At 55.6% G+C, this 26,091-nt stretch carries 27 protein-coding genes; 9 read left to right on the forward strand and 18 right to left on the reverse strand.

Features of this window, described 5'->3' with window-relative positions; genetic code table 11:
• Positions 1–6: 6 nt before the first annotated feature.
• Positions 7–816, reverse strand: coding sequence for a C40 family peptidase (locus H7K52_RS04440; protein WP_078804509.1), 810 nt, complete (start codon positions 814–816; stop codon positions 7–9).
• Positions 817–1,180: 364 nt separating this feature from the next.
• On the opposite strand from H7K52_RS04440, the gene H7K52_RS04445 reads away from it, so the two are divergent.
• Positions 1,181–1,516: a Grx4 family monothiol glutaredoxin gene (locus tag H7K52_RS04445; RefSeq protein ID WP_170933470.1), complete on the forward strand. Its 336-nt coding sequence runs from the start codon at positions 1,181–1,183 to the stop codon at positions 1,514–1,516.
• A 43-nt stretch (positions 1,517–1,559) separates the two neighbouring features.
• Here H7K52_RS04445 and rnt read toward each other — a convergent pair whose 3' ends face one another.
• From rnt to H7K52_RS04465, 4 genes are all read right to left on the reverse strand, one after another.
• Positions 1,560–2,228, reverse strand: a complete 669-nt coding sequence (gene rnt / locus H7K52_RS04450; RefSeq protein WP_003850282.1) for a ribonuclease T — start codon at positions 2,226–2,228, stop codon at positions 1,560–1,562.
• Positions 2,229–2,348: 120 nt separating this feature from the next.
• The gene (gene gloA, locus H7K52_RS04455; RefSeq protein WP_008926200.1) at positions 2,349–2,756 is read right to left on the reverse strand and encodes a lactoylglutathione lyase; all 408 of its coding nucleotides are present in this window, start codon (positions 2,754–2,756) and stop codon (positions 2,349–2,351) included.
• Between the two features lie 116 nt (positions 2,757–2,872).
• Positions 2,873–3,970, reverse strand: a complete 1,098-nt coding sequence (nemA, locus tag H7K52_RS04460) for an alkene reductase (protein WP_003850277.1) — start codon at positions 3,968–3,970, stop codon at positions 2,873–2,875.
• 50 nt (positions 3,971–4,020) lie between these two features.
• Positions 4,021–4,617, reverse strand: a complete 597-nt coding sequence (locus H7K52_RS04465) for a TetR/AcrR family transcriptional regulator (protein WP_008926201.1) — start codon at positions 4,615–4,617, stop codon at positions 4,021–4,023.
• Positions 4,618–4,800: 183 nt separating this feature from the next.
• Between H7K52_RS04465 and H7K52_RS04470 the strand changes: the two genes are divergently transcribed.
• The 4 genes from H7K52_RS04470 to H7K52_RS04485 all read left to right on the forward strand — a co-directional run bounded on the left by H7K52_RS04470 (position 4,801) and on the right by H7K52_RS04485 (position 7,206).
• Positions 4,801–5,040: a DUF1289 domain-containing protein gene (locus tag H7K52_RS04470; protein WP_003850275.1), complete on the forward strand. Its 240-nt coding sequence runs from the start codon at positions 4,801–4,803 to the stop codon at positions 5,038–5,040.
• 68 nt (positions 5,041–5,108) lie between these two features.
• A complete protein-coding gene (locus H7K52_RS04475) occupies positions 5,109–6,005 on the forward strand; it encodes an aldo/keto reductase (RefSeq protein WP_003850274.1) in 897 nt (298 codons plus the stop codon).
• Positions 6,006–6,089: 84 nt separating this feature from the next.
• Entirely contained in the window at positions 6,090–6,608 is a 519-nt protein-coding gene (gene sodC / locus H7K52_RS04480) for a superoxide dismutase family protein (protein ID WP_003850273.1), read from the forward strand.
• A gap of 130 nt (positions 6,609–6,738) precedes the next feature.
• The gene (locus H7K52_RS04485; RefSeq protein ID WP_003850272.1) at positions 6,739–7,206 is read left to right on the forward strand and encodes a hypothetical protein; all 468 of its coding nucleotides are present in this window, start codon (positions 6,739–6,741) and stop codon (positions 7,204–7,206) included.
• On the opposite strand, the gene H7K52_RS04490 is transcribed toward H7K52_RS04485, so the two are convergent.
• Genes H7K52_RS04490 through H7K52_RS04500 form a run of 3 tightly spaced genes read right to left on the reverse strand, consistent with a single transcriptional unit; the run spans position 7,207 to position 10,303 of the window.
• A complete protein-coding gene (locus H7K52_RS04490; RefSeq protein ID WP_039660341.1) occupies positions 7,207–9,207 on the reverse strand; it encodes an FUSC family protein in 2,001 nt (666 codons plus the stop codon). It lies immediately after the preceding gene.
• The gene (locus H7K52_RS04495) at positions 9,204–10,061 is read right to left on the reverse strand and encodes an efflux RND transporter periplasmic adaptor subunit (RefSeq protein ID WP_003850270.1); all 858 of its coding nucleotides are present in this window, start codon (positions 10,059–10,061) and stop codon (positions 9,204–9,206) included. The genes H7K52_RS04490 and H7K52_RS04495 overlap by 4 nt, the downstream gene beginning before the upstream one ends.
• Before the next feature lie 5 nt (positions 10,062–10,066).
• Positions 10,067–10,303 carry a DUF1656 domain-containing protein gene (locus H7K52_RS04500; RefSeq protein ID WP_003850269.1) on the reverse strand — a complete coding sequence of 79 codons (237 nt, stop codon included), beginning with the start codon at positions 10,301–10,303 and terminating at the stop codon, positions 10,067–10,069.
• A 150-nt stretch (positions 10,304–10,453) separates the two neighbouring features.
• On the opposite strand from H7K52_RS04500, the gene slyA reads away from it, so the two are divergent.
• A complete protein-coding gene (gene slyA, locus H7K52_RS04505) occupies positions 10,454–10,891 on the forward strand; it encodes a transcriptional regulator SlyA (RefSeq protein ID WP_003850268.1) in 438 nt (145 codons plus the stop codon).
• 40 nt (positions 10,892–10,931) lie between these two features.
• Here the strand turns inward: slyA and slyB are convergent, their stop codons facing one another.
• Positions 10,932–11,399, reverse strand: coding sequence for an outer membrane lipoprotein SlyB (gene slyB / locus H7K52_RS04510; protein WP_003850267.1), 468 nt, complete (start codon positions 11,397–11,399; stop codon positions 10,932–10,934).
• A 282-nt stretch (positions 11,400–11,681) separates the two neighbouring features.
• Here slyB and anmK point away from each other — a divergent pair, with 282 nt between their 5' ends.
• A complete protein-coding gene (gene anmK / locus H7K52_RS04515; protein ID WP_003850265.1) occupies positions 11,682–12,803 on the forward strand; it encodes an anhydro-N-acetylmuramic acid kinase in 1,122 nt (373 codons plus the stop codon).
• A 47-nt stretch (positions 12,804–12,850) separates the two neighbouring features.
• Here anmK and H7K52_RS04520 read toward each other — a convergent pair whose 3' ends face one another.
• From H7K52_RS04520 to H7K52_RS04530, 3 genes are all read right to left on the reverse strand, one after another.
• Positions 12,851–13,084 (reverse strand): DUF4060 family protein, encoded by a 234-nt coding sequence (locus H7K52_RS04520; protein WP_003850264.1) that lies wholly within the window; start codon positions 13,082–13,084, stop codon positions 12,851–12,853.
• 228 nt (positions 13,085–13,312) lie between these two features.
• Positions 13,313–14,524, reverse strand: a complete 1,212-nt coding sequence (locus H7K52_RS04525; protein WP_003850263.1) for a diguanylate phosphodiesterase — start codon at positions 14,522–14,524, stop codon at positions 13,313–13,315.
• Positions 14,525–14,622: 98 nt separating this feature from the next.
• Positions 14,623–15,147 (reverse strand): GNAT family N-acetyltransferase, encoded by a 525-nt coding sequence (locus H7K52_RS04530; RefSeq protein WP_182629758.1) that lies wholly within the window; start codon positions 15,145–15,147, stop codon positions 14,623–14,625.
• Positions 15,148–15,435: 288 nt separating this feature from the next.
• On the opposite strand from H7K52_RS04530, the gene H7K52_RS04535 reads away from it, so the two are divergent.
• Positions 15,436–15,669 carry a hypothetical protein gene (locus tag H7K52_RS04535; RefSeq protein ID WP_003850261.1) on the forward strand — a complete coding sequence of 78 codons (234 nt, stop codon included), beginning with the start codon at positions 15,436–15,438 and terminating at the stop codon, positions 15,667–15,669.
• A gap of 154 nt (positions 15,670–15,823) precedes the next feature.
• On the opposite strand, the gene H7K52_RS04540 is transcribed toward H7K52_RS04535, so the two are convergent.
• The gene (locus H7K52_RS04540; RefSeq protein WP_182629759.1) at positions 15,824–16,972 is read right to left on the reverse strand and encodes an MFS transporter; all 1,149 of its coding nucleotides are present in this window, start codon (positions 16,970–16,972) and stop codon (positions 15,824–15,826) included.
• Positions 16,969–17,511 carry a TetR/AcrR family transcriptional regulator gene (locus H7K52_RS04545; protein ID WP_003850258.1) on the reverse strand — a complete coding sequence of 181 codons (543 nt, stop codon included), beginning with the start codon at positions 17,509–17,511 and terminating at the stop codon, positions 16,969–16,971. The genes H7K52_RS04540 and H7K52_RS04545 overlap by 4 nt, the downstream gene beginning before the upstream one ends.
• Positions 17,512–18,053: 542 nt before the next feature.
• Between H7K52_RS04545 and H7K52_RS04550 the strand changes: the two genes are divergently transcribed.
• Positions 18,054–18,329 carry a hypothetical protein gene (locus tag H7K52_RS04550; RefSeq protein ID WP_003850257.1) on the forward strand — a complete coding sequence of 92 codons (276 nt, stop codon included), beginning with the start codon at positions 18,054–18,056 and terminating at the stop codon, positions 18,327–18,329.
• Positions 18,330–18,429: 100 nt separating this feature from the next.
• On the opposite strand, the gene budC is transcribed toward H7K52_RS04550, so the two are convergent.
• From budC to treZ, 4 genes are all read right to left on the reverse strand, one after another.
• Positions 18,430–19,194: a meso-2,3-butanediol dehydrogenase gene (gene budC / locus H7K52_RS04555; RefSeq protein WP_182629873.1), complete on the reverse strand. Its 765-nt coding sequence runs from the start codon at positions 19,192–19,194 to the stop codon at positions 18,430–18,432.
• A gap of 127 nt (positions 19,195–19,321) precedes the next feature.
• Positions 19,322–21,397, reverse strand: coding sequence for a glycogen debranching protein GlgX (gene glgX / locus H7K52_RS04560; protein ID WP_003850253.1), 2,076 nt, complete (start codon positions 21,395–21,397; stop codon positions 19,322–19,324).
• Between the two features lie 56 nt (positions 21,398–21,453).
• Positions 21,454–23,982, reverse strand: coding sequence for a malto-oligosyltrehalose synthase (gene treY / locus H7K52_RS04565; protein WP_182629760.1), 2,529 nt, complete (start codon positions 23,980–23,982; stop codon positions 21,454–21,456).
• Positions 23,979–25,763, reverse strand: coding sequence for a malto-oligosyltrehalose trehalohydrolase (gene treZ, locus H7K52_RS04570; protein ID WP_182629761.1), 1,785 nt, complete (start codon positions 25,761–25,763; stop codon positions 23,979–23,981). Before treZ ends, treY begins: the two co-directional genes overlap by 4 nt.
• Between the last annotated feature and the right edge of the window lie 328 nt (positions 25,764–26,091).

Here is a 26,091-nt window from a genome sequence, read left to right on the forward strand (position 1 = left end):
TTCTGGTTAGCGTATGGTTTTCGGCGTCATCACACGGCGGGCACCAATGTAATGACGCTGCCAGTAATCTTCCCCTAATGCGCTAATCTGAATGTCTTTTCCGGTACGCGGTGACTGGATAAACTTGCCATCTCCCAGGTACACGCCAACGTGATCCGCTGTACCGCGACCATTAATACGGAAGAAGACCAGATCGCCTTTCTCCAGCGACTCACGCTTGATGGGTGCGGCGTCACGCAGGTGATACATCTCATTAGCGGTACGCGGAATCTTAAACTTCACCAGATCTTTATAGGCGTACCAGACCAGGCCGCTGCAATCGAAGCCGGTATGCGGCGAAGTGCCGCCCCACTGGTAGGGTTTACCCAGCTGGCCCATCAGTTTGGTCATCGCGGTTTCGCGAGCCTTCTGATAACGCTGACGGTGGGATTTGCTCATTTTAATCGTGCCCGGCTCGCTGGTGGTGACCTCAGCGGTTTTTAGCAGGCGCTGATGGCCATAGCGTTTCTTCTCTTTGTTCTTTTGCTGGCTTTTGCTTATACGGGCGGTTTTAAGCGAGGTCTTCTTAGCAGGCGTCTGTTTGGCAGTGAGTTCAACTTTTTTCTGTTTTTTCGTTTTAAGTTTTTGAACAGGGCTGAGGCGAGTCTTTTTCGTCACCGTTTTTACCTGGCGACGTTTGCGGCGTTCATCGTCGCGCGCACTCTTTTTTTCTGCTTTATGCGTACTGACGTTCACCGGCGTGTGCGGTGAAGCAGCAGCGACGTTGAAAAACAGTTGCGCAATGGCCAGCATGAAAAGCGTAATGATTAAACGCATAGTCCGTTGATTAGTTAAGTTGTCAGGGCCACTACGCACCGCGACAAAGTTGAGATTAATCTGATCCAGGATCAGGGCCCAGGCCATTCTAGTCCAGTTCGTTTAAAAACTGTAATGCCTTTTAATATTAATCTGTGCAACCCACGTAATCGCGCTGAAAATGAACATTTTCAGCGTCTTATATCAGCGAAATTATTACGAATTATTAAACTGTTACCCGCTGTTAATAATCAGAGGGTCGTGCATCCCGCTGCAGGACTTAACAATGATGGCGGTATAATCGGTAGCGGACAAAATCTCGTTTTCAGTCACGCTGCGAAGTCGCTACAATAAACAAACACGAAGTCACGATTTAAGGAAGGCAATTATGAGTACTGTAGAAAAAATTCAGCGCCAGATCGCAGAAAATCCGATCCTGCTGTACATGAAAGGTTCCCCGAAACTGCCTAGCTGCGGTTTCTCTGCACAGGCGGTACAGGCGCTGTCAGCCTGTGGTGAGCGTTTTGCTTACGTGGATATTCTGCAGAACCCGGACATTCGTGCCGAGATGCCGAAATTCGCTAACTGGCCAACCTTCCCGCAGTTGTGGGTTGATGGCGAGCTGGTCGGTGGCTGCGACATCATCGTTGAGATGTTACAGCGTGGTGAACTGCAGACGCTGATCAAAGAGACTGCAGAAAAATTTAAAGAAGCAGAATAAAAAAAGGCCGACATCACGTCGGCCTTTTCCATTGCAGCATCCCTTATGCGGATGCACTGGCTTCTGCATCGCCTTCCGCGAAAGGCAGTGGCCAGCCGCCTAAGCGTTTCCAGCGGTTCACCAGCTCGCAGAACAGTGTTGCTGTCTGCTGCGTGTCATAAAGCGCCGAATGCGCCTGGGTACTGTCAAACTCCATTCCCGCCGCAATACAGGCTTTCGCCAGAACCGTCTGACCCAGCACCAGTCCGCTGAGTGCCGCGGTGTCAAAGGTGGCAAAGGGGTGAAACGGATTGCGCTTCAGGCTGGCACGCTCTGCCGCTGCTGACATAAAGTTCAGGTCAAAAGTGGCATTGTGCGCCACCATAATGGCGCGATTGCAGCCACTGTCCTTAATCCCCTTGCGCACCATTTTGAAAATGGCATGCAGCGCTTCATATTCACTGACTGCTCCGCGCAGCGGATTGCTGGGATCGATACCGGTAAACGCCAGCGCTTCAGGATGCAGCAGCGAACCGACAAACGGTTCGACGTTGAAATGCAGCGTCTGGTCAATCTGAATCCAGCCCTCTTCATCCATTTTCAGCGTGATGGCAGCAATCTCCAGTAACGCATCGGTTTGCGCGTTGAAACCTGCGGTTTCAACGTCGATCACCACCGGATAGAAGCCACGGAAACGTTGATTGAGTGCATTAGGGGAATTCGATTCAGACATCAGGATCTCGTTGCAGAAAAAGGGCAGCGCGTATTATGGCAAAAAACGGGGCCGGGTGCAGCAGATGAAGCGCAGAGAAGGGGATTCAGCCCACCCGAACGGGCAGGCTGAGGGGCAGGTTTAGTTGCCCAGGCCGTTGCCGGCATCTTTGTTTTCGATCAGCTCGATTTTGTAACCATCGGGATCTTCAACAAAGGCAATAATGGTAGAGCCGCCTTTGACCGGGCCAGCCTCACGCGTCACGTTGCCGCCATCTTTACGGATGCGTTCGCAGGCAGCTGCCGCGTCATCCACGCCCAGTGCAATGTGACCATACGCATTACCGAGGTCATACTTATCGACGCCCCAGTTATAGGTCAGTTCGATTACCGCACCTTCGCTCTCGTCGGTGTAGCCCACAAAGGCCAGGGTATATTTATATTCGGTGTTTTCGCTCTGACGCAGCACGCGCATGCCGAGCACACGAGTGTAGAAATCGATTGAACGTTGCAGATCGCCAACGCGCAGCATGGTATGAAGTAAACGCATAACATCCTCTTTTAAATAAAACGCCATCGCCGGATGACCCAAGCGATAAGTATAGCGATGAAAATCGCCATTGAATAATGGCTGCCGTCATCGTCCCGGACGGCAGCCCAAAACGATTACAGCGTCGGGTAGTCGATATACCCTTCAGCGCCGCCGCCGTAGAAGCTTTCCGGGCGCTGTGGATTGAGCGGCGCATCCTGCTGCAGACGCTCAACCAGGTCCGGGTTAGCTATGTAATCGCGACCAAAGGCAACGGCATCGATCAGACCACGACCAATCAGGTCATCGGCTTTCTCAACGGTGTAGGCACCCGCACCGATGATGGCACCCGGGAAGAGATCACGCACTTTCTGGCGGAAAGCGTCGGTGTAAGGCTGACCACCGGCCCAGTCTGGCTCAGAGAGGTGCAGATAGGCGATATTGCGTTTTGCCAGCTCGCCGATGTACCACAACGCCGCTTCTTCTTCGTCCGGACCGTTATCCAGATTCTGGAAGCTACCGATAGGTGATACGCGAATACCAATGCGATCGGCAGACCAGTTAGCAATGACCGCATCAACTACTTCAAGCGCAAAGCGACCGCGTTTTTCAATGCTGCCACCGTATTCATCGGTACGCTGGTTGGAGTCTGGTGCCAGGAACTGGTGAATCAGATAACCGTGCGCCGAGTGCAGCTCAAGCAGATCAAAGTCCGCTTCACGTGCGTTGGCCGCAGCCTGACCGAAATCGGCCACGATCTGCTTGATCTCCGGCACGGTCAGTTCACGCGGTGTTGAGGTATCTTCGCGATAAACGCTGCCATCTTCCGCACGCAGTGAAGTACGGGTGCCTGCAGCAATCGCCGAGGGAGCCACCGGTGCTTTACCTTCCGGCTGCACGCTGTTATGAGAGATACGACCGGTATGCCAAAGCTGCACGGCGGTGTGGCCGCCAGCCTGATGCACGCCTTCGTTAATCGCTTTCCACGCTGCAATCTGTGGCTGCGTATGTAAGCCTGGTGCACCAGCATAGCCTTTCGCCTGGAAAGAGATCTGGGTTGCTTCAGTGATGATCAGACCGGCGCTGGCGCGCTGACGGTAATATTCCGCCATCATCGGGGTAGGGATGTCGCCAGGCTCGATGCTGCGCAGACGGGTCAGCGGTGCCATGAATACGCGGTTTGGGACGGTAATTGCGCCGACTTTCAGCGGATTAAACAGCTGGGTACTCGCCATAATAGCTCCTGATTAGTAGACCAGTCGTCTACAAATGCGTTTTTTAAAAATCAGTGGCTCTTAAGCCACTGTTCGATGGTACTCAATGCCAGGCGCAGTGGCTGCGCCTCGCGGGAAATTTTGCTCTGCAGGCTGGCGCCAAGCCACAGCAACGACAGTAATTCCGCCATCTGCGCGGGAGGCTGTGGCAGGTTCATCGACTCCTGCTGTTCTGCAGCGATCAGCGTCCGGGCGTAGAGGGCCGTGATTTTCGCTGCGCCCTGCTGCAGTGCGTCACGCATTGGCTCAGAAAGATCGCATACCTCAGCGGAGATCTTAACGCCCAGACAACCCATAATGTGACCCTGCTGCACAAACAGCTCAACGGCCGCACGAAAGTGGTTCAGCAGACGCTCACGCGGGGTGCCGCTGGTCTGGTTGAGCTGCAGCTCGACATCCTGCAGGAAACGCGCAAAGTAACGTTCCAGTAACGCCACGCCAAACGCTTCTTTAGAGCGGAAATAGTAGTAGAAGGAGCCTTTCGGCACCGCCGCCTGCGTCAGCAGCTCACTGAGGCCCATTCCGGCAAAGCCGCGCTGAAGACAGAGTGTCTCCCCTGTCTGGAGCAGGTGTTCACGGGTTTCATTACGTTGCAGCGTCTTATTCATGGCTCTGAGATTAGTAGACCAGTCGGTCTAACGCAACTCAGTCTGTTGCATTTGGCACAGAGTGTTCACCCCAGAGAGAAAGAAAAGGATAATTCTGACCGGTCAGGATTTTCTTCCTGCGCAACCAGGCTACGCTTTTGAGTGGACTGATTTTGCTTTTTATTTAATGAATCTGGAGTCGTGGTGGCCGAGCAGCTTGAGTTTTTTCCGGTTCCCAGCCCCTGTCGCGGCATCTGCCAGACGGATGCACGCGGTTACTGCCTGGGATGTTTACGCAGCCGCGATGAGCGGTTCAACTGGCTGCGCTTTAGTGATGCGCAAAAGCGTGAGGTGATACGCCTTTGTCAGCAGCGTCGACAGCGTCTGCAGCGTCAACAGAAAGGCGACGAGCCACCCGAGCCACAACAGCCAGAGTTATTCTGACGACTTTGCGCTTTCCGTTATACTCTCTGACACATTAATTACAGCCCACGCGCAACAGGGAGAACGTCATGTTAGAACCGCAAGCCATCGCTTCACAGGGGCCAGAATTTTCACCGCTGGTTATGGGGTACTGGCGCCTGATGGAGTGGGGCATGTCACCTCAGGAGCGCGTCGCGTTTATTGAGCACCATCTGCGGCTTGGCATTACCACCGTTGACCATGCCGACATCTACGGTGACTACCAGTGTGAAGCGGCATTTGGCGAGGCGCTGAAACTGGCACCCGGACTGCGCGACCAGCTGCAGATTGTGACCAAATGCGGTATTGCTACCCGCGCCCGGCCTGAGCATCAGATTGGCCACTACATCACCGATAAAAACCATATCCTGCAGAGCGCTGAAAACTCGCTGCGCCATCTCCACACCGATCGCCTTGATTTGCTCCTGATCCATCGCCCCGATCCGCTGATGGCGGCTGACGACGTGGCTGAAGCCTTTATGGCATTGCATCAGAGCGGCAAGGTTCTGCATTTTGGCGTCTCAAACTTCACACCCTCTCAGTTCTCCCTGCTGCAATCCCGCTTGCCGTTCTCGCTGGTCACCAATCAGCTGGAGATTTCACCGGTTCAGCAAAGCGTGCTGCTGGATGGATCGCTGGATCAATGCCAGCAACTGCGCATTCGTCCGATGGCCTGGTCCTGTCTGGGAGGAGGCCGCCTGTTTAACGATCCGCACTATCAGCCACTGCGTAACGAACTGGAAGCTGTGCGGCAGGAAACCGGCGCCACCAGCCTGGATCAGGTCGTTTATGCCTGGATACTGATGCTGCCGTCGCGCCCACTGCCCATTATCGGTTCAGGTAAAACATCCCGGGTCAGCGAAGCCGCTGGTGCACTGAATGTCATGCTGACACGTCAGCAGTGGTTCCGCATTCGTAAGGCGGCGCTGGGTTTTGATGTGCCCTGAAGCGTAAAAGTGCGTCAATCTTCAGCAAAATAGCGCAACAGCGACCAGACTTACCTCAATCCCTGGGATGAAAAAGGAGTCATCATGAAAATGAAAGCTGTTGCGCTATTCGCCCTGATCGCCTGCGGTGCAGCACAGGCTGCCAGCGAGCAGGTTACGGTCCATCAGGTTACCGCTGAAGGCATCGGAAAATCGGTTGGTACGGTAAAAATTGACGAGACACAGTATGGTCTGCAGTTCACGCCCGATCTGAAAGGCCTTCAGCCAGGCATTCATGGTTTCCATGTCCATGCTAAAGGCAGCTGTGAGCCGGGCGAGTCTGAAGGCAAAGTGGTCGCCGCCGGTGCTGCGGGCGGTCACCTTGATCCTGCCAACAGTGGCAAACATCTGGGGCCTTACGCTGAGGGACATCTCGGGGATTTGCCTGCGATTTATGTCGATGACAAAGGCAATGCAACCTATCCGGTGCTGGCACCTCGTCTGAAATCCTTAAACGAGATCAAAGGAAAAGCGCTGATGGTGCATGCTGGCGGGGATAACCACGCCGATCATCCTAAACCGCTGGGCGGCGGCGGGGCGCGTTATGCCTGCGGTGTAATCTGAGTGTCAGGGCGGCAGATAATGGCCGCCCGATTTTCTCCTGACTGTTTATGAAATGTTGTACCATCCCTGACATTTCCCCCCTATGATGTTGATTCAGGTAAGAAAGCGTGATGGGGAAAGGAGCAGGATAATGAAATTCAAGGGCGCATTACTGCTATGTCTGCTGCTGGTGGGATGCGATAAACCCAATGATACGCAGCTGGTGACCGAAACCGGTCGGGAACTTCAGCGCACCATTGATACCAGCCCGATGCGTGCCACCTGTGAAAAGATTGCTCAGGGTCGTGAATGGCTGAGTCGCAGCAGGGTGCGTAAGCTGGAGGCACAGGGTTGTGATCAGGTTTTTCGTAGCGCAACCGAAACCAATTTCACGGATACCACCATCTATCGTCGCACCATGACGATGGTGTGTGGTGGCATCCACGGTCAAAGTTTTACCGGCACTGAACTGACACGCCGGTTCATCTTTTCACCCGACGAGAAAGCGCTGGTCATTGAACCGATGACCGAGATGGATAAAACCCGCTTTGAAGGTCATAAAACGCTGCAGCAGTTGCAGGAAGATTTTAACCGGCAGCAACAGCAATATTGCCAGTAATCACGCCGGCACCGCCTGTTTCAGTTGTGCGAGCGAACAGCGCAGACGCCAGATTATGCCAGCCAGTTCGCTGGCTTCGTTGTTTTCCAGCGCCAGTAATGCGGTGATACTCTCCTCCAGTTCCCTTAGCATCTGATCCAGCGAGGTGTGGCGCACGCCACGGCTGCTGATGATCTGCTGCAGATTGTGCAGACTGCTATCACGAAACCCTGTCAGGGCCGCCGAACCGGCGCGCCATTCACGCAGTTGCCAGACAATATGTGAGCAGTTGAGTAGCACTACGCCCCAGCGAAGTAGCCAGGTGCGCGCCTGCTCATCCCGGCTATGGCTGAGCTGGCTGATGCGGTGGTAAATCTGCGATTCGAAGCGACTCTCACTGAGTCGGGGCCGCTGCCGCAGCTGATCGAGAAATGCCAGCCGCAGCGCGCGGATATGGCGTCGGCTGCGCCGCGCATCAGAGCTGGGCCGCAGAATCTGGAACGCCAGCCAGGCGAGCAGCACCCCGCAGACTTTGGCAATGTTATCGTTGAAAAAGTCCTGATAATCCCAGGTCGGTGGGTTTGTCACTGCGATAAACGAGCCCATAAAGACGATGAACTGTCCCCACATCCCGGCGCGCTGTTTCTGCTGCAGCTTGAAGAGTTGTAACGTCACCAGCAGCGGAAAGAGAAACAGTAAAAACGGCCACAGCTGACTGATCTGCACCATCAGGCCAAACTTCATCACAAAACTGAACGCAAACAGCCACAGCAGGGTTTTCAGCAGCAACGTGACGCTGCCGCCGGGTGAGGGCACGGAGGCGTAAAGCACGCAGGCAATAGCGGTCAGGGTGAGCGCGGAAGCGCCGGAAGACCATTGTGTATTGATCCAGAAGGCGCAGCCCAGCACGATCACGCAGAAGGTGCGCAGGGCGCTCCAGCCCGCTTCGGCACTGTCACTGTCGCGCGCCAGCGCCGGAACCGGCGGGGGTTGAAAGCGGGTATCGGCATCGGCACGATCCAGCAGACGAATCCAGCGCAGTACGTTGAGGTACATCCAGCAGAAGTAGCGCAGCCGCTGACAAAACGCGCGCTGCCGGTAGTCGCCGTCTGCGCCAGGCGTCACGCTGCGCAGGATTTGCGCAAGACGATATTTATCACACGCCGGTTTCGCCAGCTCAGCCAGCAGGCGCTGCAAGGCTTCAAACAGCGGCTCTGGCGCATCGGGCCAGTTCAGCAACATGCGCCGCAGGCTCGAAAGCACGCTGGTGAGTCGCAGCTGCTGATGCAGCACATAGTTCAGGACGTTGTTCTGTCGGCGAAAGCGGTAGTGGCTCCAGAACGCCTGAATCCGCAGCAGATTCATGGTCAGGATCTGGCTGATGACGTTTTCATGCGCGACACGAATGGTATCACTGGCCGAGGGCTGCAGCAGTAACACCGCATGCTCCAGCAAACGGGCATGCATCTGCTTCAGTGAGGTAATCAGCGCCTCGCCATCCGAGGTACTCGGCAGCACCATCATCATCAATCCGGCGCAGAGAATGCCGGAGATCACCTCGCAGACGCGTGCCTGCGCAATCGTCCACAGCGTGGTGATATCGGTGATATTCACGCTGCTGAAAGCGATGATGGCAGCGGTGTAACCCGCCAGTGAAAACGCGTAAGCGACGTTGTTCTGGTAGTGGTTCGAAATGCCGGTGCAGAGCGCCAGCCAGCCGGCAATGGCAAAGGTAAACAGCCAGGGCTCGTTCAGGGTGTGGCCGGCGATCAGCAGTGCGGCGGTGGCCCCCAGCAGGCTGCCGACAATGCGGCCAAGACTTTTGCTGATCGCGCCGCCAACGGTGGGAAAGCTGATCACGGCGGCAGAGGTCATCGCCCAGTAGGGTTCATCGAGATCCAGTCCATAGGCGATGCTCAGTGCCAGACACATGGCGATCGCGTTACGTAACGCATAGCGCCACTGGCCTCTGTTCGCTTTAATCCAGGGCAGTTGATCCCAGGCCAGCCACTGAACATTCATGGCTGGATGGTGATGGTGCAGCTGGTGCCGGCCACCAGATCAGCATTGGCCGGAAGCGAATCGAGACGAATGCGTACCGGTACCCGCTGCGCCAGCCGCACCCAGGGCACGTTTGGCTTGATATCGGGCACCAGGCCGCTGTCAGTCTCAATGCTCTGGTCATAGATGGCGCGGCCAATGCTGTCTACCTTGCCCTGCAGCCGCATGCTACTGCTGTAGAGCACCACCTGTGCCGTTGCGCCTGGATGAATATGGCGCAGCTTGGTCTCTTCGAAATAGCCCATGACGTAGTAAGAGTGGCTGTCGACCAGGGCAAACAGAGGCGAACCCGCAGTGGCATAGCTGCCGGGCCGAAGCGTGAGATTAGTGATCCAGCCATCCGCCGGTGCGGTCAGCGTTGTCTGTTGCAGATTCCAGCGCGCCCGTTCCCACTCCGCCTGCGCGGCTTTAGTGCTGGCAGCCGCAGCTCCGGCGCTTAAGCGTGCCGCATCGAGATCCTCGGCAGAGATGATGTTGCGCGGCAGGCTGCTGCGCCGGTTAAACTCGTGCTGCGCTTTCGCCAGGTCCGCCTGCGCTTTGCTGAGCTGAGCGGCGGCGTTGTCGAGCGCAATCTGCCACGGCACCGTGTCCAGCGTGACCAGCAGCTCGCCCTTGTGCACAAATTGATTGTCTTTGACCTTCAGTTCCGTAACCCGGCCCGAGACCTGAGGCGTGATATCCACCAGCTCTGCCCGCACTTTCCCGTCACGGGTCCAGGGCGACTGCATGTAGTAGTTCCACAGCCAGCCGCCGGCCAGTAACGCCAGTGCAAAGACAATGAGCGTTGAAAAATATTTTACCGCGTTAAATTTCATATCGATTATCCATGACCGATGAGCCAGAGAGCGGCGGTGACGCACAGCACAAACAGCGAGAGATCAAACAGGGTGGGATGCCAGATATCACCGGAGTAGATCCAGCCGCGAACCAGCGGGTGAATCAGCAGCCAGAAAAAGAAACCGAGGATCACCGCCTTGAACATCGGCGGGAAAAAGAGTGAGGCGCCAACCACCAGATCGGTCAGCGGGTTCTCACCTGAAAAAGCAGGAGTGAGCACGTGATAACATCCTTCGTTAACCCAAACAGCAGACGGGATGCGCTGCCGCGTTATCGTGGCCTGGCCCGGGATTTGTAATTTGTCCTGTAAACTCGCAGAATAGTGTAAAATCTGGCTTGATAGCTAGCAAGCTAATTATAAGGAGATGAAATGGATACGCCCCTCGGAACGGATTTATCTCGCCTGGTGCGCATCTGGCGCGCGTTGATTGATCAGCGGCTGAAACCGCTTGAGCTGACTCAGACACACTGGGTGACGTTGCACAATATTCATCAACTGCCGCCAGAACAGTCGCAGATTCAGTTAGCCAAAGCAATTGGGATTGAACAACCTTCGCTGGTGCGCACGCTGGATCAGCTGGAAGAGAAAGGACTTATAACCCGTTCGACCTGCGCTAACGATCGTCGTGCCAAGCGCATTAAGCTGACGCAGCAGGCTGAGCCGATTATCGAACAGGTTGAGACGGTAATTGATGAGACGCGGGATGACATTCTTTCCGGCATCAGCCAGGAAGAGATCCGTCAGATGGTGACGCTGATCGCCCGGCTTGAGAAAAATATTCTCGAACTTCAGAACAAAGAGAAATAAAAAAACCGACGCCCAGGCGTCGGTTTTTTGTTTCACAACATCAGCGAGGTGAAACCGTCACCTGGCTGCCGTTGGATGCCATTGCAACACGCTGGCCAACAGAATAGCGCGAGGCGGCCTGCTTCTGAACCACCATGATGGTGTTGCCATCATCCTTACGGATTTCCAGCTCTACGCCATCCGTTTTATTCACTGCGCCCTGAACGCCCTGACCCGCAACGCCACCCAGAACGGCACCACCGGCTGTCGCCAGGCTACGTCCGGTGCCGCCACCAATGGTATTACCCAGGAAGCCACCTAACACCGCACCACCAATGGCACCGATGACGTTGCTCTCATCGCCGCCCTGGATCTTCACAGGACGAACGGAGACTAAGGTACCGTACGAAACGCTCTGGATTTGCTTTGCTTCACTGGCACTGTAGGTATCACCCGACAGCGTACTGGTATTGCTACAACCTGCGAGCATAGCACCGGTCAGAGCGACCACAATTACACGCTTAATCATTTGAAACTCCTTTAGTCGAGAAGGCGCCACGTTTACCGCTGTATCCTGCACACAGTATAAGACACAAACCTGGCAAATTAATCCCTGTCCGAATAAAACACGGTTGAACGAAGCATAGACTATGCAGGATTAACAATAATTCAATCGTGGTCTAAAAATAGTCCCATAACGTTATCAGTGAGCACGATTGGATAAAAACAATTTAATCATAGAATTAGCGATCATTATTTGTCAGGCTAGCCGCAGACGAATTGCACTTCCTGCCGGAAGTAAGGAATAGCTATGAAATCAGGACGCTATATCGGTGTGATGTCAGGCACCAGCCTGGATGGGGTGGATGTGGTGCTGGCTGCCATTGATGAAAATATGGTGGCACAGCAGGCAAGCTACTGCCATCCGATGCCAGCCGCGCTGCGTCAGGCGATTCTGGGAGTGTGTCAGGGGCAAACTCTGACGCTGTCGCAGCTTGGCCAGCTTGATACCCGCCTCGGCCAGCTCTTTGCTGAAGCCGTGGTGACATTGATGAAGCGTGAAGCGCTGGAGGCCAGTGACATCACGGCGATTGGCTGTCATGGTCAGACCGTCTGGCATGAGCCCCAGAGTGACGCACCTAATACGCTGCAGATAGGTGACAATAATCAGATTGTCGCGGCGACCGGCGTGACGGTGGTGGGTGACTTCCGCCGCCGTGACATGGCGCTGGGTGGGCAGGGTGCGCCGCTGGTGCCTGCCTTTCATCAGGCGCTGCTGATGGATGCCACTGAACGCCGCATGGTGCTGAATATTGGTGGCATTGCCAATCTCTCGCTGCTCATCCCGGGTCAGCCAGTGCGCGGCTTTGATACCGGCCCGGGGAATATGCTGCTGGATGCCTGGATCTGGCGCAATCAGGGGCAGCCGTATGACAAAGATGCACAGTGGGCGCGCAGCGGAACCGTGATTCAGCCACTGCTGGAGGCGCTGTTGCGTGAGCCATGGTTTGCGTTGCCGCCGCCGAAAAGTACCGGGCGCGAACACTTCAATCTTGGCTGGCTTGAACAGCATCTGCGCTATTTCCCGGGGCTGGCCCCACAGGATGTGCAGGCCACACTGGTTGAGCTGAGCGCCATCACTATCACGCAGCAGGTGTTACTCAATGATGGCTGCGACCGTCTGCTGGTGTGTGGCGGCGGGAGTCGTAATCCCCAGCTGATGGCGCGCCTGGCGGCGCATCTTCCTGGAACGGAAGTCACCCCTACTGATGCGGCGGGAATCAGTGGCGATGACATGGAAGCGCTGGCATTTGCGTGGCTGGCGTTTCGCACACTCTCCGGCCTGCCGGGCAATCTGCCTGCGGTAACGGGCGCACGGGAAAAGAGTGTGATTGGCGCAATCTATCCGGCCAATTCTCTCTATCGCCGTTAAGCGGGGATGGCGGGGGCACTTTGCCCCCGCGCTATGACAAGCGGCCGTCAGGCGGCGCCGGAGAGGTGCGTCAGATTGCGGACTCCGGTAATGACCGTAGCAACCATGGTTTCGCGTCGGGTAATCACCTCAACCTGGTAAAACCGGCTGCGGTAGGCGATAGAATAGATAATGGGATGGTACTTATTACCTTCTCCGTAGCGTGAGTAGTGCGCTTCAAGCGCACGGGTCGCTGCCAGGATATGGGAGGGCTCTTTATCACCGCGGATGATTTGCTTCATTCAGTTCCTCAAATGCTGTCCCTGGAGTCACGTCGCACGCATGGCGCGTAGCGCTGGCCTAAACACTGAACATCTGACTGCTAAACATTTAATCACTGACTGGGTAAGGTCTGACTGTGATGCGGGAAGATGACAGAAAGATGATCCCCCGGCGCTGTTAATTATTTAGCAGCCGCCGGGAAATCCAGCAAGGCAGGGGATTGAAAATTCATCCAAATCGCAGTGGAATTAAACCAGCTCGGGCCAGGCGACGGCTGCAAGGCCATTAAGTTGCGGTTGTGAGAACAGGAAACCCTGGAACTGAGTCACGCCTGCCGCTTCAAGCCACATCCACTCTTCTGGCTTTTCAATGCCCTCGGCGATAACGCCGATCTCCAGCGAGGAGCAGCATTTCAGAATGGCATGAATGATCGCCTGCTTGGGCCCGCTTTTATGCACATCCGAAATGATGGCACGATCAATCTTAATCTTGTCGGGCTGAATGCGGGTCAGCAGCGAAAGCCCGGCAAAGCCGGCACCAAAATCATCCAGCGCCAGGCTGATGCCGGCGGCTTTCAGCTGCCTGATAGCGGCTTCAAATGCCTCAGGTTGCGAGATGATTTCATTCTCGGTGAATTCCACCATAATCTGCTCCGGTACCAGCCCCTGGGCAGCAATCTCAGCCAGCAAAAACGGCACCGCGTCGGGCATTTCCACCAGAGTCATCGGCAGCAGATTGATCGACAAGGTCATCCCCTCGATCCCCAACTGCTTTGCCTGGGCAAACGCGACCTTTTTAGAGGTCAGATCAACCTGATAGAGCTGCTCCCGAGACAATCGGGAAAAATAGGCCAGCGGGGATTCACCCTGTGGGCCACGCAGCAGGGCCTCCAGCGAGACAATTTCGCAGGCAAAAGGATCGACGATAGGCTGAAAAGCAAAGCTGACGGCATTCTCAGCCAACAGTGCCGCGTCGCCTTCGCGCTGTTCTGATTCGTTACGGATAAACGTCCAGCCGCTGGCGGCTGGAATTTCAAAATAGTTCTCTTTTTCCCGCGCTTCGACAAAAGTTCGCAGGAACTGCAGGGCACGATCAGCGTAGGTCAGCTGATATTTCGTGGTGCATTTTGCCAGCACCGCTTCCAGCACCGTCTCTTTATCATGCAGCCGCAGATCGAACAGCTCCATTCCGACGTGACCAAAACGACGCGCTGGGGCGTAGTCACGCAGCAGTTCGACCAGATTATGATGGCGCGGGTCCTGGCAAATCCGGCTGTAGACCGCCTTAACCGCCGCCTCTGGACCTTCGAGCAGTTGGAAAAAGTGCGTGCCATTGAACAGCAAAATTCCGGTGACATTGGATGATTTATTGATTTTATTCGCTTTTAACGCCAGATCATTCAGGGTTTTCAGCGGCACATTCTCTGTAATGTGGCTGCGATAAATGATTGTCGACAACATAAAGTTTTCCGGAATTTTTAATTTTTGTTAACACACTTTACCAGAAGGTTCTCTACGGGAGAACGTGGGGCCGTGTGCCTTTCTCGCCAGCGCAATATTTAGTCTTTACTCGGTAACGCTGAATCGCCCTGTCCCAGAGTACGCTGCATAAAAACGGTATCCAGCCAGCGGCCCTGTTTAAAACCCACCGATCGCAGAATGCCGGTCATTTCAAAGCCCGCGGCGCGATGCAGGGCAATCGAACCCTGATTCTCGCTGTCACCAATGTTAGCGATCAACTGGCGATATCCTGCCTGCTCAGCCCACCTGATGGCATGTGCTAACAGATGTGAACCGGCTCCACGCTTTTGAAATCCGGGATCGATATAAATAGAGTCTTCCAGCGTATGCCTGTAGGCATGCCGTGGACGATAGGGGGCCAGATAGCAAAATCCACGGACGTCACCTTCACTGACAGCGACGAACCACGGCAGGCCCGCCTGCTGAATCTTACCTATACGCTCGCCAATCGCGTCAGCGTCGGGCGGCACGGTCTCAAAGGAGCCGGTTCCGTTAATGACATGCCAGGCGTAGATTTGCTGAATCGCTGTGATGTGGCGCTCATCAGCCTCAAAAAATTCCATTATCTGGTTTTACCCCAAAAATCTGCACCTGGTGAAAAAACAACGGTATAGCGAGAGGTAAGAGGTCGCAATATAAATATTTCGCCTTTCAATGATTTTTTATAGCGCCGTTCTCCAGGAAAAGTCCTGGCAGGTATAGTTAAATAAAACAGGTGGATTTAGTGCCACGACTCAATGGCGGTTAAGCCTATTCTGAAAACGGTGTTCGTCAGATGATCCGGGCCAGAGTTAACGTTATTATCTTTGCAATCAGGGCAGGGGCGATTATTTATCTGGAGGCGTGGCGTGATGCGATTTGTGGATTTTCTGAATAGTAAGCAGGGGCTGCATGCAGCCAGAAATCACTGCTTTGAATTAAATGGCGTGGTGCTGGGCCATTTCACGGCGCTATTTCTGCACGACAATCAGATTATTTTCACTAAAGACGGTAAGCAGTGCGCTGTGCCTTATTACCTGGGTCCTGAAGACGATTTACTCCAGCAGCAAATTAATCCTCGCATTAAAAATATCCGCGCTATCTGATTCGCGCGGGTGATTGTTATCACGCGATAGAGTCCGCCGCGTAAAATTATTACGCCTCATTCTCCGGATACCTATTTTCGGGCTGTCTGGCATGGCACGTTAGCGACTATTAATTACGTTTGCCGGCGCTTTTATTTCTTTCATCTCCGCCTGTTTATTTAACCGCCTCACCGCTGTTCTCTGCCGGTAAAACAAACAGCAACAGCAGAGCAACGATCACAAAGAGCGTTAAGGCCGTAGTGGCACCCCAGCAGGCGTAGAGCTGGCCAAACAGCAGCGATCCCACAACCTGACCTACCGCCAGCATAAAAAACAGGATGCCGACGCCAGTCGCCGGGTCTTCGGCGGTGGCGCGAGCGCCCCAGACCAACAGCACGCCCGACAGGGTAACGTAACCTGCGCCGCAACAGGCAACCGCGATACCTAAGCCGATAGATTCACCCTGACTCAACGCCAGCACAAGCAGCGGCAGTGCCATACCACACAATGACAGCCGGTAAACGCCATTTAGCCCTATACGGGCAGCGACCAGGCCGGTTGCCGCACCCACAATGCCTGCACTTCCCGCAATCAGCCAGAGTAAGCGGGCGGTATCTGCATCAACACCGACATGCTGACGCAGAAGCGCCGACCCAAAGCTCCACCAGGCTGCACTGACCAGGCCCGACGTCAGCGCGATACCCATCAGCTGACGCATAGCGCGGCGATACAATCGCTGCTGCCAGTGACGCACTCTGGAGGTACGTTCCGCCGCTTGATCCTTTAACACGCGTATTACCGGCAGCACACAGAACAGTGATAGCAGGGCAAACAGCAGGCAGGCCGCGCGCCAGCCGCCTGGCAGCATGCTCAGGATCACTACCGTCAGGATAATGCCCGCGCTGGTACCTGCATTAATCAGCGTATTTATGCGCAGCTGACGTGCTGCAGGAATTCTGTGACTGACTGCCGCGGCCAGTGCGGGTGAAGCCAGACCAGAACTCAATCCGGCGATAAACAGTCCGGCCGCCAGCATCAGTACTGACGAGGCACTGGCGAGCAGAAGCAGACCTGCCGTTGCACTGAGTGAGGCCAGCAGCGCGGTCACGCGTGTGCCATAGCGATCTGTCAGCGCGGCTGAAGTGAGAATAGTGAAGCAGTAAGCCGCAAAGCTGCATGCCGACAGCAACCCCGCCTGCTGTGGGGTAAACGGGATATCTGACGAGATAGCGGGCAGCATCAATCCCCATGAGAAGCGGGCCATGCCATAAGTCGCGGCGATCAGACTGAAGCCGGTGAGTGCCAGGGCGGTAGACGATCTCATCCGGTCACGCCGTTTTGACGCAGTAGCTGACGGGCGACCTGAGCCGCCTGTCGGGCTGCGGCGGGACCGGTGAGCAGCGCCGTAGTAATCGCGCCTTCGAAGAGTATCCAGATGGCATCACTCAGTTGCCGATCTTCAGCACCGTACAGATGCGTCACACACTGTGTTATGTAGTGGCGCATTGTGGCACGGAAGGCCAGTGCCTGAGCGGCCAGCTCACTGTCACGCTCAGCGTATTCCCCCCAGGCTTTCAGGAAGAAGCAGCCGTGGGCACCGTTCGCCCTGGTCCAGTCGCCCAGCACCACAAACAGCTGCTCTATCGCCTCTGGCTGTTGCGGTGGCAGCAGTTCAGCCATAAAACGCTGCTCGCGCGCACTCAGCACGGCAGAGGTCAGTGCTTCGCGTGAAGCGAAATGATGATAAAACGTACGCGTAGAGACGCCGGCTTCCCGACAGAGTTGATCGGTGCTGGTGGCGTGAAAGCCATGTGTGTAGAAGAGCCGCTCGGCAGCCTGAATGATATCGTTTCTCTTTTTCATGACTCAAAAGTAAACCGATCGTTTTACTTTTTCAAGCCCATTCCTATTCTTTGCACACGGCGGTATTGATAAATCCCCGACGGCGGGCACACTGGCGCTTCGCTTAAAGGGGCGCTGGAGGCTGCTTTTTTTCTTTTTCAGTCTCTGTTTATCAATACTCATACTTACCCCGGCGGGGGTTAATTTTGTTAGTTGTGACTCTAATCATAACGGAGGGTACTTACAGGGAATGCTTGCCGGTTTAATCATTAGACTGTTGTTTTTAATGCATTATTTTAAGTTTTGCTGATTTATTGATGCATTAGCATTACAAATACAATCGGGGGTGTAAAACGGGTGGGAATGTTTCAGTGCGTCGAATGCCTGAAGCGATGTAAACGGCAAAAAAGGGTATATTCTCAAAGTCAGTTTGAGTTACGCAATAAAGTGGTTTTAGGGATAATTCTCAGTTAGTTTAATAACACTTCAGATTACAACAAAAACCTCTTACGAATTTTGGTTCGTTTTTTAAGATACATACAGCAACTATCAGGATGACTACCATGCTTAAAGCCAGCTATTATTATCTGTGCCCGCGCCCCATGGGTGGGTGGATTTTACACAAAGAAGGTTGCGTTAATCTGTCAAAGAACGACAAACGCATTTTTATTGGTTCACTTTATACCCGCCAGCAGGCGCTGGCCGTGGCAAAAGTTCATCACGCAAATGCTATGCTCTGTAATGCCTGCCTGAGCACGTTTATTTGCCCGACCAGTAGCAGTACGGCCATTAAAACGGCGCGTGCGGCAACGCCAACCCGTCATACGCCAAGACATTAATGTATTCACATTAATTTGCTGTATAAAAAAGAGAATAAAGCGAATTAATCAGGACAGGTGCTCAGAATATACAGGCAGCGTAATAACGCTGCCCTGATATTTATGCCTGCTTAGGCTGACCATTTGATGCGGTAATTCCGCCATCGACCGGCAAATTAACACCTGTAATATAACTGGCTTCTTCGCTGGCAATAAACAGAATGGCATGGGCGATATCATCGGCTTTCCCGGCGCGCTGCAGCGGAATACGATCGTAAAAGCGCTCCATCAACTCCTGGTCCTGACTGGCATCTTCAGTCAGATCGGTTAAGGTAAAGCCAGGACAGATAGCATTGACCCTTACGCCATCTGCGCCGTAGTCCATAGCCAGCGCACGGGTGAAGTTGGTAATCGCCCCTTTGGCTGCATTATAAATGCTCATGCCCCAGTCGCCGCCTAAGCCGGAAACGGAAGAGATGTTGATCACGTTGCCTTTGCTTTTTAGCAGGGCAGGCATGAAATAGTGCACACCATGGAAAACGCCATCAAGGTCGGTTTTCATCAGGGTTTTCCATGCGTCGAGTCCGACTTCATGAACGCGGCCCTGCACGATAACACCTGCATTATTCACCAGCACGTCAACACGGCCATATTTCTTCAGCACGGTTTCTGACAACTGCTTAACCTGTTCGGCTTCTGAGACGTCGCATGCTGCCACCAGGTGGTCGCCCGGTGTCATCCCAGCCAGCGTCTCTTCCAGTTTCTGTGCGGTACGTCCCACCAGCACCACTGATGCCCCTTCTTCAGCGAAGCGCTTCGCGCTGGCTTCGCCAATGCCGGACCCGGCACCTGTCACAACCACAACTTTCTGCGTAAATCTGGACATCATGCCTCCTTATCAGCATCAATTCTTACTATTAACAACCGGTTAAGCCTGGCACCCATTGGCAGAAACACAAGCGCAGCGCGAAATGCGCTGCGCCAGATGACGGCTTTTTAACCGGAGTTAACGGCTAGGGACGTCTGAAAAGGGCGAAACTGCGTCCTTCCAGTTCGAAATCCTTCTCTTTGGTGATCACCAGACCGCGCTTCGCGGTGTCGCTGGTGGTCAGCTCCAGCACCCAGCCACCTTCACCGAACTGCGGAATGCGGAACGGCACATTGCCTTCAAACGGGTTAAGCAGCATCAGTACGTCATGCCAGATGCCTTCCTCGGTCTGCAGATCCGGCCGGCCGATATAAACCCCCAGCGTTGAGCCTTCATCCCACTGCTCAGACTGCTGGAAGCCGCCACCGGCGTTAAACCATTTGATATCCATACCGTCGCGCCAGTTTTCGCGGCGCAGCAACGGCTGTTGAGCACGCAGCGTCAGGATCTGACGAGTGAACTCGCGCAGTGCCTCAGCAGACTCGGGCAGGTTATCCCAGTGTACCCAGGAGATTTCGCTGTCCTGACAGTAGCCGTTGTTGTTGCCCATCTGGCTGCGGCCAAATTCGTCGCCTGCCAGCAGCATCGGCGTGCCGTGAGAGAAGATCAGCGTTGCAAGGAAGTTACGTTTCTGACGCTCACGCACCGCGTTAATGCCTTCGTCATCGGTCGGGCCTTCAACGCCGTAGTTGTATGAGCGGTTGTCGTTGTGACCGTCGTTATTATCTTCGCCATTCTCATCGTTATGTTTGTCGTTGTACGACACCAGATCGTTGAGGGTGAAGCCATCGTGTGCGGTAATGAAATTGACGCTGGCCCACGGACGACGGCCGTGCTGATCGTAAAGGTCGCCAGACCCCAGCAGGCGGGCGGCAAAGTCGGTAGAGACGTTGTTGCCTTTCCAGTAATCACGCACGGTATCGCGGTACTGATCGTTCCATTCTGCCCAGCCAGGCGGGAAGCTGCCCACCTGGTAGCCGCCCGGACCGATATCCCAGGGTTCGCCAATCAGCTTTTTCTGCGACAGGATTGGGTCCTGCATGATGGCATCGAAGAAGCCGCCGCGCGGGTCGAATCCATCGGGCTCACGACCGAGAATGGTGCCGAGGTCAAAACGGAAACCGTCGATATGCATCGACTCTGACCAGTAACGCAGGGAGTCGAGCACCATCTGCAGCACGCGCGGATGTGAGGTGTTGACGGTATTGCCGGTGCCGGTGTCGTTGATGTAGTAACGATGCTGGTCTGGCATCGTACGGTAATAGGAAAAGTTATCGATGCCCTTAAACGACAGCGTCGGGCCCAGCTCATTGCCCTCGGCGGTGTGGTTGTAGACCACGTCGAGGATCACTTCGATACCGGCATCATGGAATGCGCGCACCATGTCACGGAAGCCCTGAATGCCGCGCGGCCCGAAATAGCGGGTCGCGGGCGCAAAGAAGCCCAGCGTGTTGTAACCCCAGAAGTTTTTCAGCCCTTTATCCAGCAGATGCTGATCATCCGGGAACCAGTGCACCGGCAGCAGTTCAACCGAGGTAATGCCCAGGCTTTTAATGTAGTTGACGGTCGATTTATGGCTCATGCCGTCAAAGGTGCCGCGCATCTCCGGTGGCAGTGCCGTGTTGAGCTGCGTGAAGCCTTTGACGTGGGTTTCATAGATGACGGTTTTCGGCCATGGCACGTTCGGGCGGTTTTGATCGTGCCAGTCGAATTCATTAGGATCGATAACCCGGCACTTTGGTGTAAACGGTGCGCTGTCGCGGGTGTCGAACGTCAGATCTTTATCGTCGTGGTAGAGATCGTACGCGAAGTGTGCCTCGTTCCAGGCGATATCACCTGCCAGTTCACGCGCGTACGGGTCGAGCAGTAACTTGTTCGGGTTAAAGCGATGACCATTTTCCGGATCATAAGGGCCATAGACGCGATAGCCATAGAGCGCGCCGGGTTTCAGCCCCGGAATGTAGCCGTGCCACACTTCATGGGTATATTCCGGCAGTTCCAGACGGGCAATTTCCGTTTTGCCGCTGGGATCGTACAGACAGAGTTCAACCCGCTCGGCGTGGGCGCTGAACAGGGCGAAGTTCACGCCCTGACCATCAAAGTTTGCCCCCAGTAAATGGCTGTAACCCGCCGTAATTTCAAAACGCTGACTGTTTGACATTTATGCCTCGTTATTCAATGAACAGATTGACGCGTATAAAACATTAATGCCGGTTTTCATTTTGCGACCAGCACAGCGCACCACTGTGCCGCCAGCGCTGTAAGCGGCAACTGGTCGCCTGCATCAAGCGTTTTACCGCTCAGGACATCCTGATACTCACGCTGGCCCAGTGCCGCAGGCAGGGCGATAACCGTATCAGCCCAGCGCGCGGCGGGTGGCTGATCGAGATTCTCTGGCAGCGCGTTAAACACCCGGCGTGACACAATCACAATCACCGCCTGATCCTGAAGCGTGCGGGCAAAAGCCAGCACCTTATCCTGCTGCTCGCCCTCCGCCGACAGCGCCAGATAGTCGCCGCGACGGAACAGCTCAGGCTGCTGCTGACGCAACGCCAGCAGCTTCACAATTGCCTGCTGATTGACCTGACCACGCAGCCAGTGCGCTTCGCTGCCGTCGTGCTGTGGCGCGGTAAGCATCGCCGCCAGGGCATCGAAATCAGGCTCGCGGCGGTTATCGGGATCGACCAGGCTGAAGTCCAGCGCCTCGCTGCCCTGGTAAATATCGGGTACGCCAGGTGCGGTAAGTTTCACCACGGTCTGGGTCAGACTGTTAACCAGTCCGGCACGCATAAAGGGTTGAAGCGACTGGCAGAAGTCATTGAGGAATGCGCTGTTAGCGGGCGCGAGCAGGTGACGGGCATAACCCAGCACCGCCTCTTCATAGGCGTCGTTGTTATCGGCCCAGTCGGTGCGGAGTTTGGCTTCACGCAGCGCTTTCTCCACATAGACCACAAAGCGGGCTTCCAGCGCCGCCAGGCCGTCAGCATCCTGCGGCTGAAGCGTCGTAGGCCAGACCCCGGCCAGTGCTTCATACAGCATCCACTCGACGGCCGGCTCCGGTGCCGGACCATCTTTCAGGCGAACGACATGATCCTGATTGATCTCCCGCCAGCGGCTGACGCACTCGGCCCAGCGCTGCGGCGCTTCGGTCAGCGTATAGAGACGCGCACGGGCATCTTCACCGCGCTTGGTATCGTGCGTTGAGGTGCCTGACAGCGCATCGGGCTGATGTTCGCGCCGCGCCTGCATCTCGGCATGAAACTGATCCAGCGAGAAGTGACGTGCCAGCGGTTCAGCGCCGACTTCATTCAGCGCCAGCGCCATATGCTGACGGAAGAAGAGGGTGTCCTCGACTGATTTCGCCATCAACGGCCCGGTCAGCTGCTGGAAGCGGGTGCGGAAGTGCGTGGCATCGTCGCGAGCAGCGTCGGCAACGTCAGCGCGCAGAATACGCGTCAGGAAGTCGAGCGCCTGGGTGTCTGGCGCGTGGTCGCTGGCTTTGACCTCGCTGACCACCTGTTGCAGCAGCGCGGTGTCGGCGGGTGTCAGGCCTTCTGGCGTGCCATAGGTGCGATAAACCGGAAAGGCAACCAGCAGTTCCCGCAGCGCATTTTTCAGTTCCGCCTCCGGCTGTGGTTTGCCGTCTGCATCGGCAATCTTCAGTGCCAGTTGTTGTAACCGGTTAAATTCACCGGCGAAATTGCGGTTCGCCATCAGCAGTTTGGCGGCACGCAGCTCTGCTTTCATGTCAACGGTTTTGCCGATAACGGCCTGATACGCCTTGCGCAGGCCGCTCAGGCGGTCGCTGTCGACCAGCAGATTGGCGAGAGCAGCCATAAACTCATACCCGGTGGTGCCGGAAACCGGCCACTCGTCAGGCAGCTGTTCATTGTCGCCGAGGATTTTCTCCACGGTAAGATAGCAGTCGGGACCGGCAGCCTGGCGTAACTGCTCCAGATAGCCGCGCGGGTCGGCCAGACCATCCACGTGGTCAACGCGCAATCCCTGCACCGCGCCGCTGTGGACCAGTTCGAGGATCAGCTGATGTGCGGCATCAAAGACCGTTTTATCTTCCACACGCACGCCCACCAGACCGGTCACTTCGAAGAAGCGACGGTAGGAGAGATTGTTGGGCGCATCGCGCCAGGAGATCAGTTGCCACGGCTGCTGGTCATGCAGTTCAGCAATCTGTGCGGCATCACGCAGGGCCAGTACGGCCTCTTCCCGATCCTGCCAGGTCTCCGGCTTCAGCGGATAGAAATTATCGAAGTAGGCCAGCGCCGGCTTGCCGGTTTGCGGATCCCGCTGCACGCTGATTTCACCTTTTTCCAGCACCGCCTCAAAAGTGTCACCGAGGAACGGCAGCGTCAGGCGGCGTGACCAGTCGATATCGAAATAATGGGCATAGCGACTCTGTTCGCCATGCTCAATAACGTCGCGCCACCAGGTGTTCTCCAGCGAGGCGGCCATATGGTTAGGGACGATATCGAGAATCAGCCCCAGACCGGCGGCTTTCAGTGCGCCAGCCATGCGATCAAAGCCTTCACGGCCGCCAATCGACGGCTCGATCTGGTTAACGTCGGTCACGTCATAGCCGTGAGTCGACTCTGCGGTCGCGCTGAAGATCGGCGACGCATAGAGGTGGCTGATACCCAGCTGTTTCAGGTAGGGCACCAGCGCCGCCGCACGGTCAAAGGTCATGCCGTTGCGGAACTGAATGCGGTACGTTGCGGTTGGAATATTCATTCTGCTTCTCTCTTTTCCAGACGCACGACAATCGCGTTGGGAATCAGTTCGGTGGCGGTCTGCGGCCAGGCAAACAGGGTTTCGCCCGGTAAATCCGGGATCGGCTGCGTGCTGTCGCCGACGTTCAGCGCCAGTGACAGTGTGCCCAGCGGGAAGTCCCAGCGAACGGCCAGGAAACCTTCTGACGTTTTCACTATCTGACCGGCATCACCCCCGGCCGTCTGCAGCAGCGGCACAATATGTTCCTGACGCAGTGCCAGCAGATGACGCGTCAGCGCCAGCCACTGCTGACCTTCCGGCGTTTCTGTGCGCGGCCAGTTAAGCTTCGACTGTTCAAAGGTGGTGACATCATTGGGATCCGGCACCGTTTCACCGTGACCGGCATGGCCTTCAAACTCGCGGGCGCGACCTTCACGCACAGCTTTCGCCAGATCGCCGTGGAAATCGGTAAAGAACAGGAACGGCCGGGTTTCACCATACTCTTCACCCATAAACAGCAGCGGGATGTGCGGCGAGACCAGTAACATGGCCAGCAGCACCTGCGTCCGCTCTGCACCTGCCAGCGAGACCAGCCTTTCGCCCTGTGCACGGTTACCCGTCTGATCATGGTTCTGGATAAAGTCGACAAAGGCGACAGGTGGCTGACGGCTGCTTTTCACGCCGCGTGGCTCACCCGACTGCGGTGAAACCTCGCCCTGATAGACAAAGCCTTCGGCCAGCGCCCGCGCGACCCGCTGTTCCGGCTGGTCGGCGAAATCCTGGTAGTAAGCGTGCGTTTCACCGGTTGCCAGCACATGCACGGCGTTATGGAAGTCATCGTTCCATTCGCCGGTGAACAGCGGCGCTTCTCCGTTTTCATCACGCGGATGCAGGAAGGTGACGTTACGGCAGTCTTCGGTAGTGAGATGAACAGGGCGGTCGGTAATGGTGGCGCGGATGCGCTCAGCAATCTCAATCAGCACATGTTTTTCGCTCGGGTCATCAATCTGATCGATGGCGTCAAAGCGCAGGCCATCCAGATTAAACTCCTGCAGCCAGTAGAGCGGCGCTTCCACGATATAGCGGCGTACCGCATCCACGTCATAGGCGATACCCGCGCCCCACGGCGTCTGGCGCTCTTTGTGGAAGAAGTCTGGCGCCAGCAGCGGCAGATAGTTGCCCTCCGGGCCGAAGTGGTTCAGCACGATATCCAGCACAACAGACAGACCATGGCCGTGCGCCGCATCGATAAAGGCTTTGAAATCATCGGGCGAACCGTAGGCAGCATGGGGTGCATAGAGCAGCACGCCATCGTAGCCCCAGCCGCGATTACCGCCAAACTGCGACACCGGCAGCACTTCAATCATGGTGATGCCGGTTTCAGCCAGCATCGGCAGTTTTTCAATTGCCGCCCGGAAGGTGCCTTCAGGCGTAAAGGTGCCGATGTGCAGTTCATACACTACCGACTCCTGCCACGGACGGCCCTTCCAGCCTGTGTTTTGCCACTGATACGCATCAGGATCGATCACCAGCGACGGGCCGTTAACCTCCGCTTTCTGAGCGCGGGCGGCGGGATCGGGCACGGTCGTGCCATCCGCCAGCACAAAATCATATTCGGCATTTGCTGCCACACCCGCGACCTGGGTTTCAAACCAGCCATCCGCCTGCGGTGTCATTTCAATGTCTTTACCGGAGAGCCGCAGCGTCACGCGTTGCTGACCGGTTGCCCAGAGGCGGAAACGCACCTCATCACTGGCAACCCGTTCAGCGCCCCAACTTTTAAAAAAAGATTTGGATTCCATTCAGTTGCCTCATTTAGCCTGGAAATACGCGATGGCGGCCACCGCGTGAAAAGGATGTCGATGACGTAAGCGTCAGAAATCATAAACCGTGCAGCGAGACCAGGATGCCAGGTGGGCTGGCGCGTCTCTTCAGCCAGAACGCAGGACTGATGTTCAGCGTTATGCGGCGGGAAGGGGGGAGTGAGACCGCTTCCACGCGGCATACAGAAAGTAATCATAGACTAAGATGTTGCAATCGCAGGGCGGCGAGGTGTCTGGTGGCATTAATTTGCGTTAATTACCCTGAATCGGCCTCTGCCTGGGGAAAGGAGACGGTGCAGGCGCAGAA

This window comes from Pantoea hericii (assembly GCF_014155795.1).
GTDB classification, from domain to species: Bacteria; Pseudomonadota; Gammaproteobacteria; order Enterobacterales; family Enterobacteriaceae; genus Pantoea; species Pantoea eucalypti.

Excerpts from the sequence above, each read along its gene's own strand:
- glgX (WP_003850253.1), bottom strand. The coding sequence starts at position 21,397 with ATGTCAAACAGTCAGCGTTTTGAAATTACGGCGGGTTACAGCCATTTA.
- anmK (WP_003850265.1), top strand. The coding sequence starts at position 11,682 with ATGAAATCAGGACGCTATATCGGTGTGATGTCAGGCACCAGCCTGGAT.
- H7K52_RS04440 (WP_078804509.1), bottom strand. The coding sequence starts at position 816 with ATGCGTTTAATCATTACGCTTTTCATGCTGGCCATTGCGCAACTGTTT.
- gloA (WP_008926200.1), bottom strand. The coding sequence starts at position 2,756 with ATGCGTTTACTTCATACCATGCTGCGCGTTGGCGATCTGCAACGTTCA.
- H7K52_RS04530 (WP_182629758.1), bottom strand. The coding sequence starts at position 15,147 with ATGGAATTTTTTGAGGCTGATGAGCGCCACATCACAGCGATTCAGCAA.
- H7K52_RS04535 (WP_003850261.1), top strand. The coding sequence starts at position 15,436 with ATGCGATTTGTGGATTTTCTGAATAGTAAGCAGGGGCTGCATGCAGCC.
- budC (WP_182629873.1), bottom strand. The coding sequence starts at position 19,194 with ATGTCCAGATTTACGCAGAAAGTTGTGGTTGTGACAGGTGCCGGGTCC.
- H7K52_RS04550 (WP_003850257.1), top strand. The coding sequence starts at position 18,054 with ATGCTTAAAGCCAGCTATTATTATCTGTGCCCGCGCCCCATGGGTGGG.
- treZ (WP_182629761.1), bottom strand. The coding sequence starts at position 25,763 with ATGGAATCCAAATCTTTTTTTAAAAGTTGGGGCGCTGAACGGGTTGCC.
- H7K52_RS04475 (WP_003850274.1), top strand. The coding sequence starts at position 5,109 with ATGTTAGAACCGCAAGCCATCGCTTCACAGGGGCCAGAATTTTCACCG.
- nemA (WP_003850277.1), bottom strand. The coding sequence starts at position 3,970 with ATGGCGAGTACCCAGCTGTTTAATCCGCTGAAAGTCGGCGCAATTACC.
- sodC (WP_003850273.1), top strand. The coding sequence starts at position 6,090 with ATGAAAATGAAAGCTGTTGCGCTATTCGCCCTGATCGCCTGCGGTGCA.
- slyB (WP_003850267.1), bottom strand. The coding sequence starts at position 11,399 with ATGATTAAGCGTGTAATTGTGGTCGCTCTGACCGGTGCTATGCTCGCA.
- H7K52_RS04545 (WP_003850258.1), bottom strand. The coding sequence starts at position 17,511 with ATGAAAAAGAGAAACGATATCATTCAGGCTGCCGAGCGGCTCTTCTAC.
- H7K52_RS04495 (WP_003850270.1), bottom strand. The coding sequence starts at position 10,061 with ATGAAATTTAACGCGGTAAAATATTTTTCAACGCTCATTGTCTTTGCA.
- H7K52_RS04465 (WP_008926201.1), bottom strand. The coding sequence starts at position 4,617 with ATGAATAAGACGCTGCAACGTAATGAAACCCGTGAACACCTGCTCCAG.
- treY (WP_182629760.1), bottom strand. The coding sequence starts at position 23,982 with ATGAATATTCCAACCGCAACGTACCGCATTCAGTTCCGCAACGGCATG.
- rnt (WP_003850282.1), bottom strand. The coding sequence starts at position 2,228 with ATGTCTGAATCGAATTCCCCTAATGCACTCAATCAACGTTTCCGTGGC.
- H7K52_RS04540 (WP_182629759.1), bottom strand. The coding sequence starts at position 16,972 with ATGAGATCGTCTACCGCCCTGGCACTCACCGGCTTCAGTCTGATCGCC.
- slyA (WP_003850268.1), top strand. The coding sequence starts at position 10,454 with ATGGATACGCCCCTCGGAACGGATTTATCTCGCCTGGTGCGCATCTGG.
- H7K52_RS04485 (WP_003850272.1), top strand. The coding sequence starts at position 6,739 with ATGAAATTCAAGGGCGCATTACTGCTATGTCTGCTGCTGGTGGGATGC.
- H7K52_RS04520 (WP_003850264.1), bottom strand. The coding sequence starts at position 13,084 with ATGAAGCAAATCATCCGCGGTGATAAAGAGCCCTCCCATATCCTGGCA.
- H7K52_RS04525 (WP_003850263.1), bottom strand. The coding sequence starts at position 14,524 with ATGTTGTCGACAATCATTTATCGCAGCCACATTACAGAGAATGTGCCG.
- H7K52_RS04490 (WP_039660341.1), bottom strand. The coding sequence starts at position 9,207 with ATGAATGTTCAGTGGCTGGCCTGGGATCAACTGCCCTGGATTAAAGCG.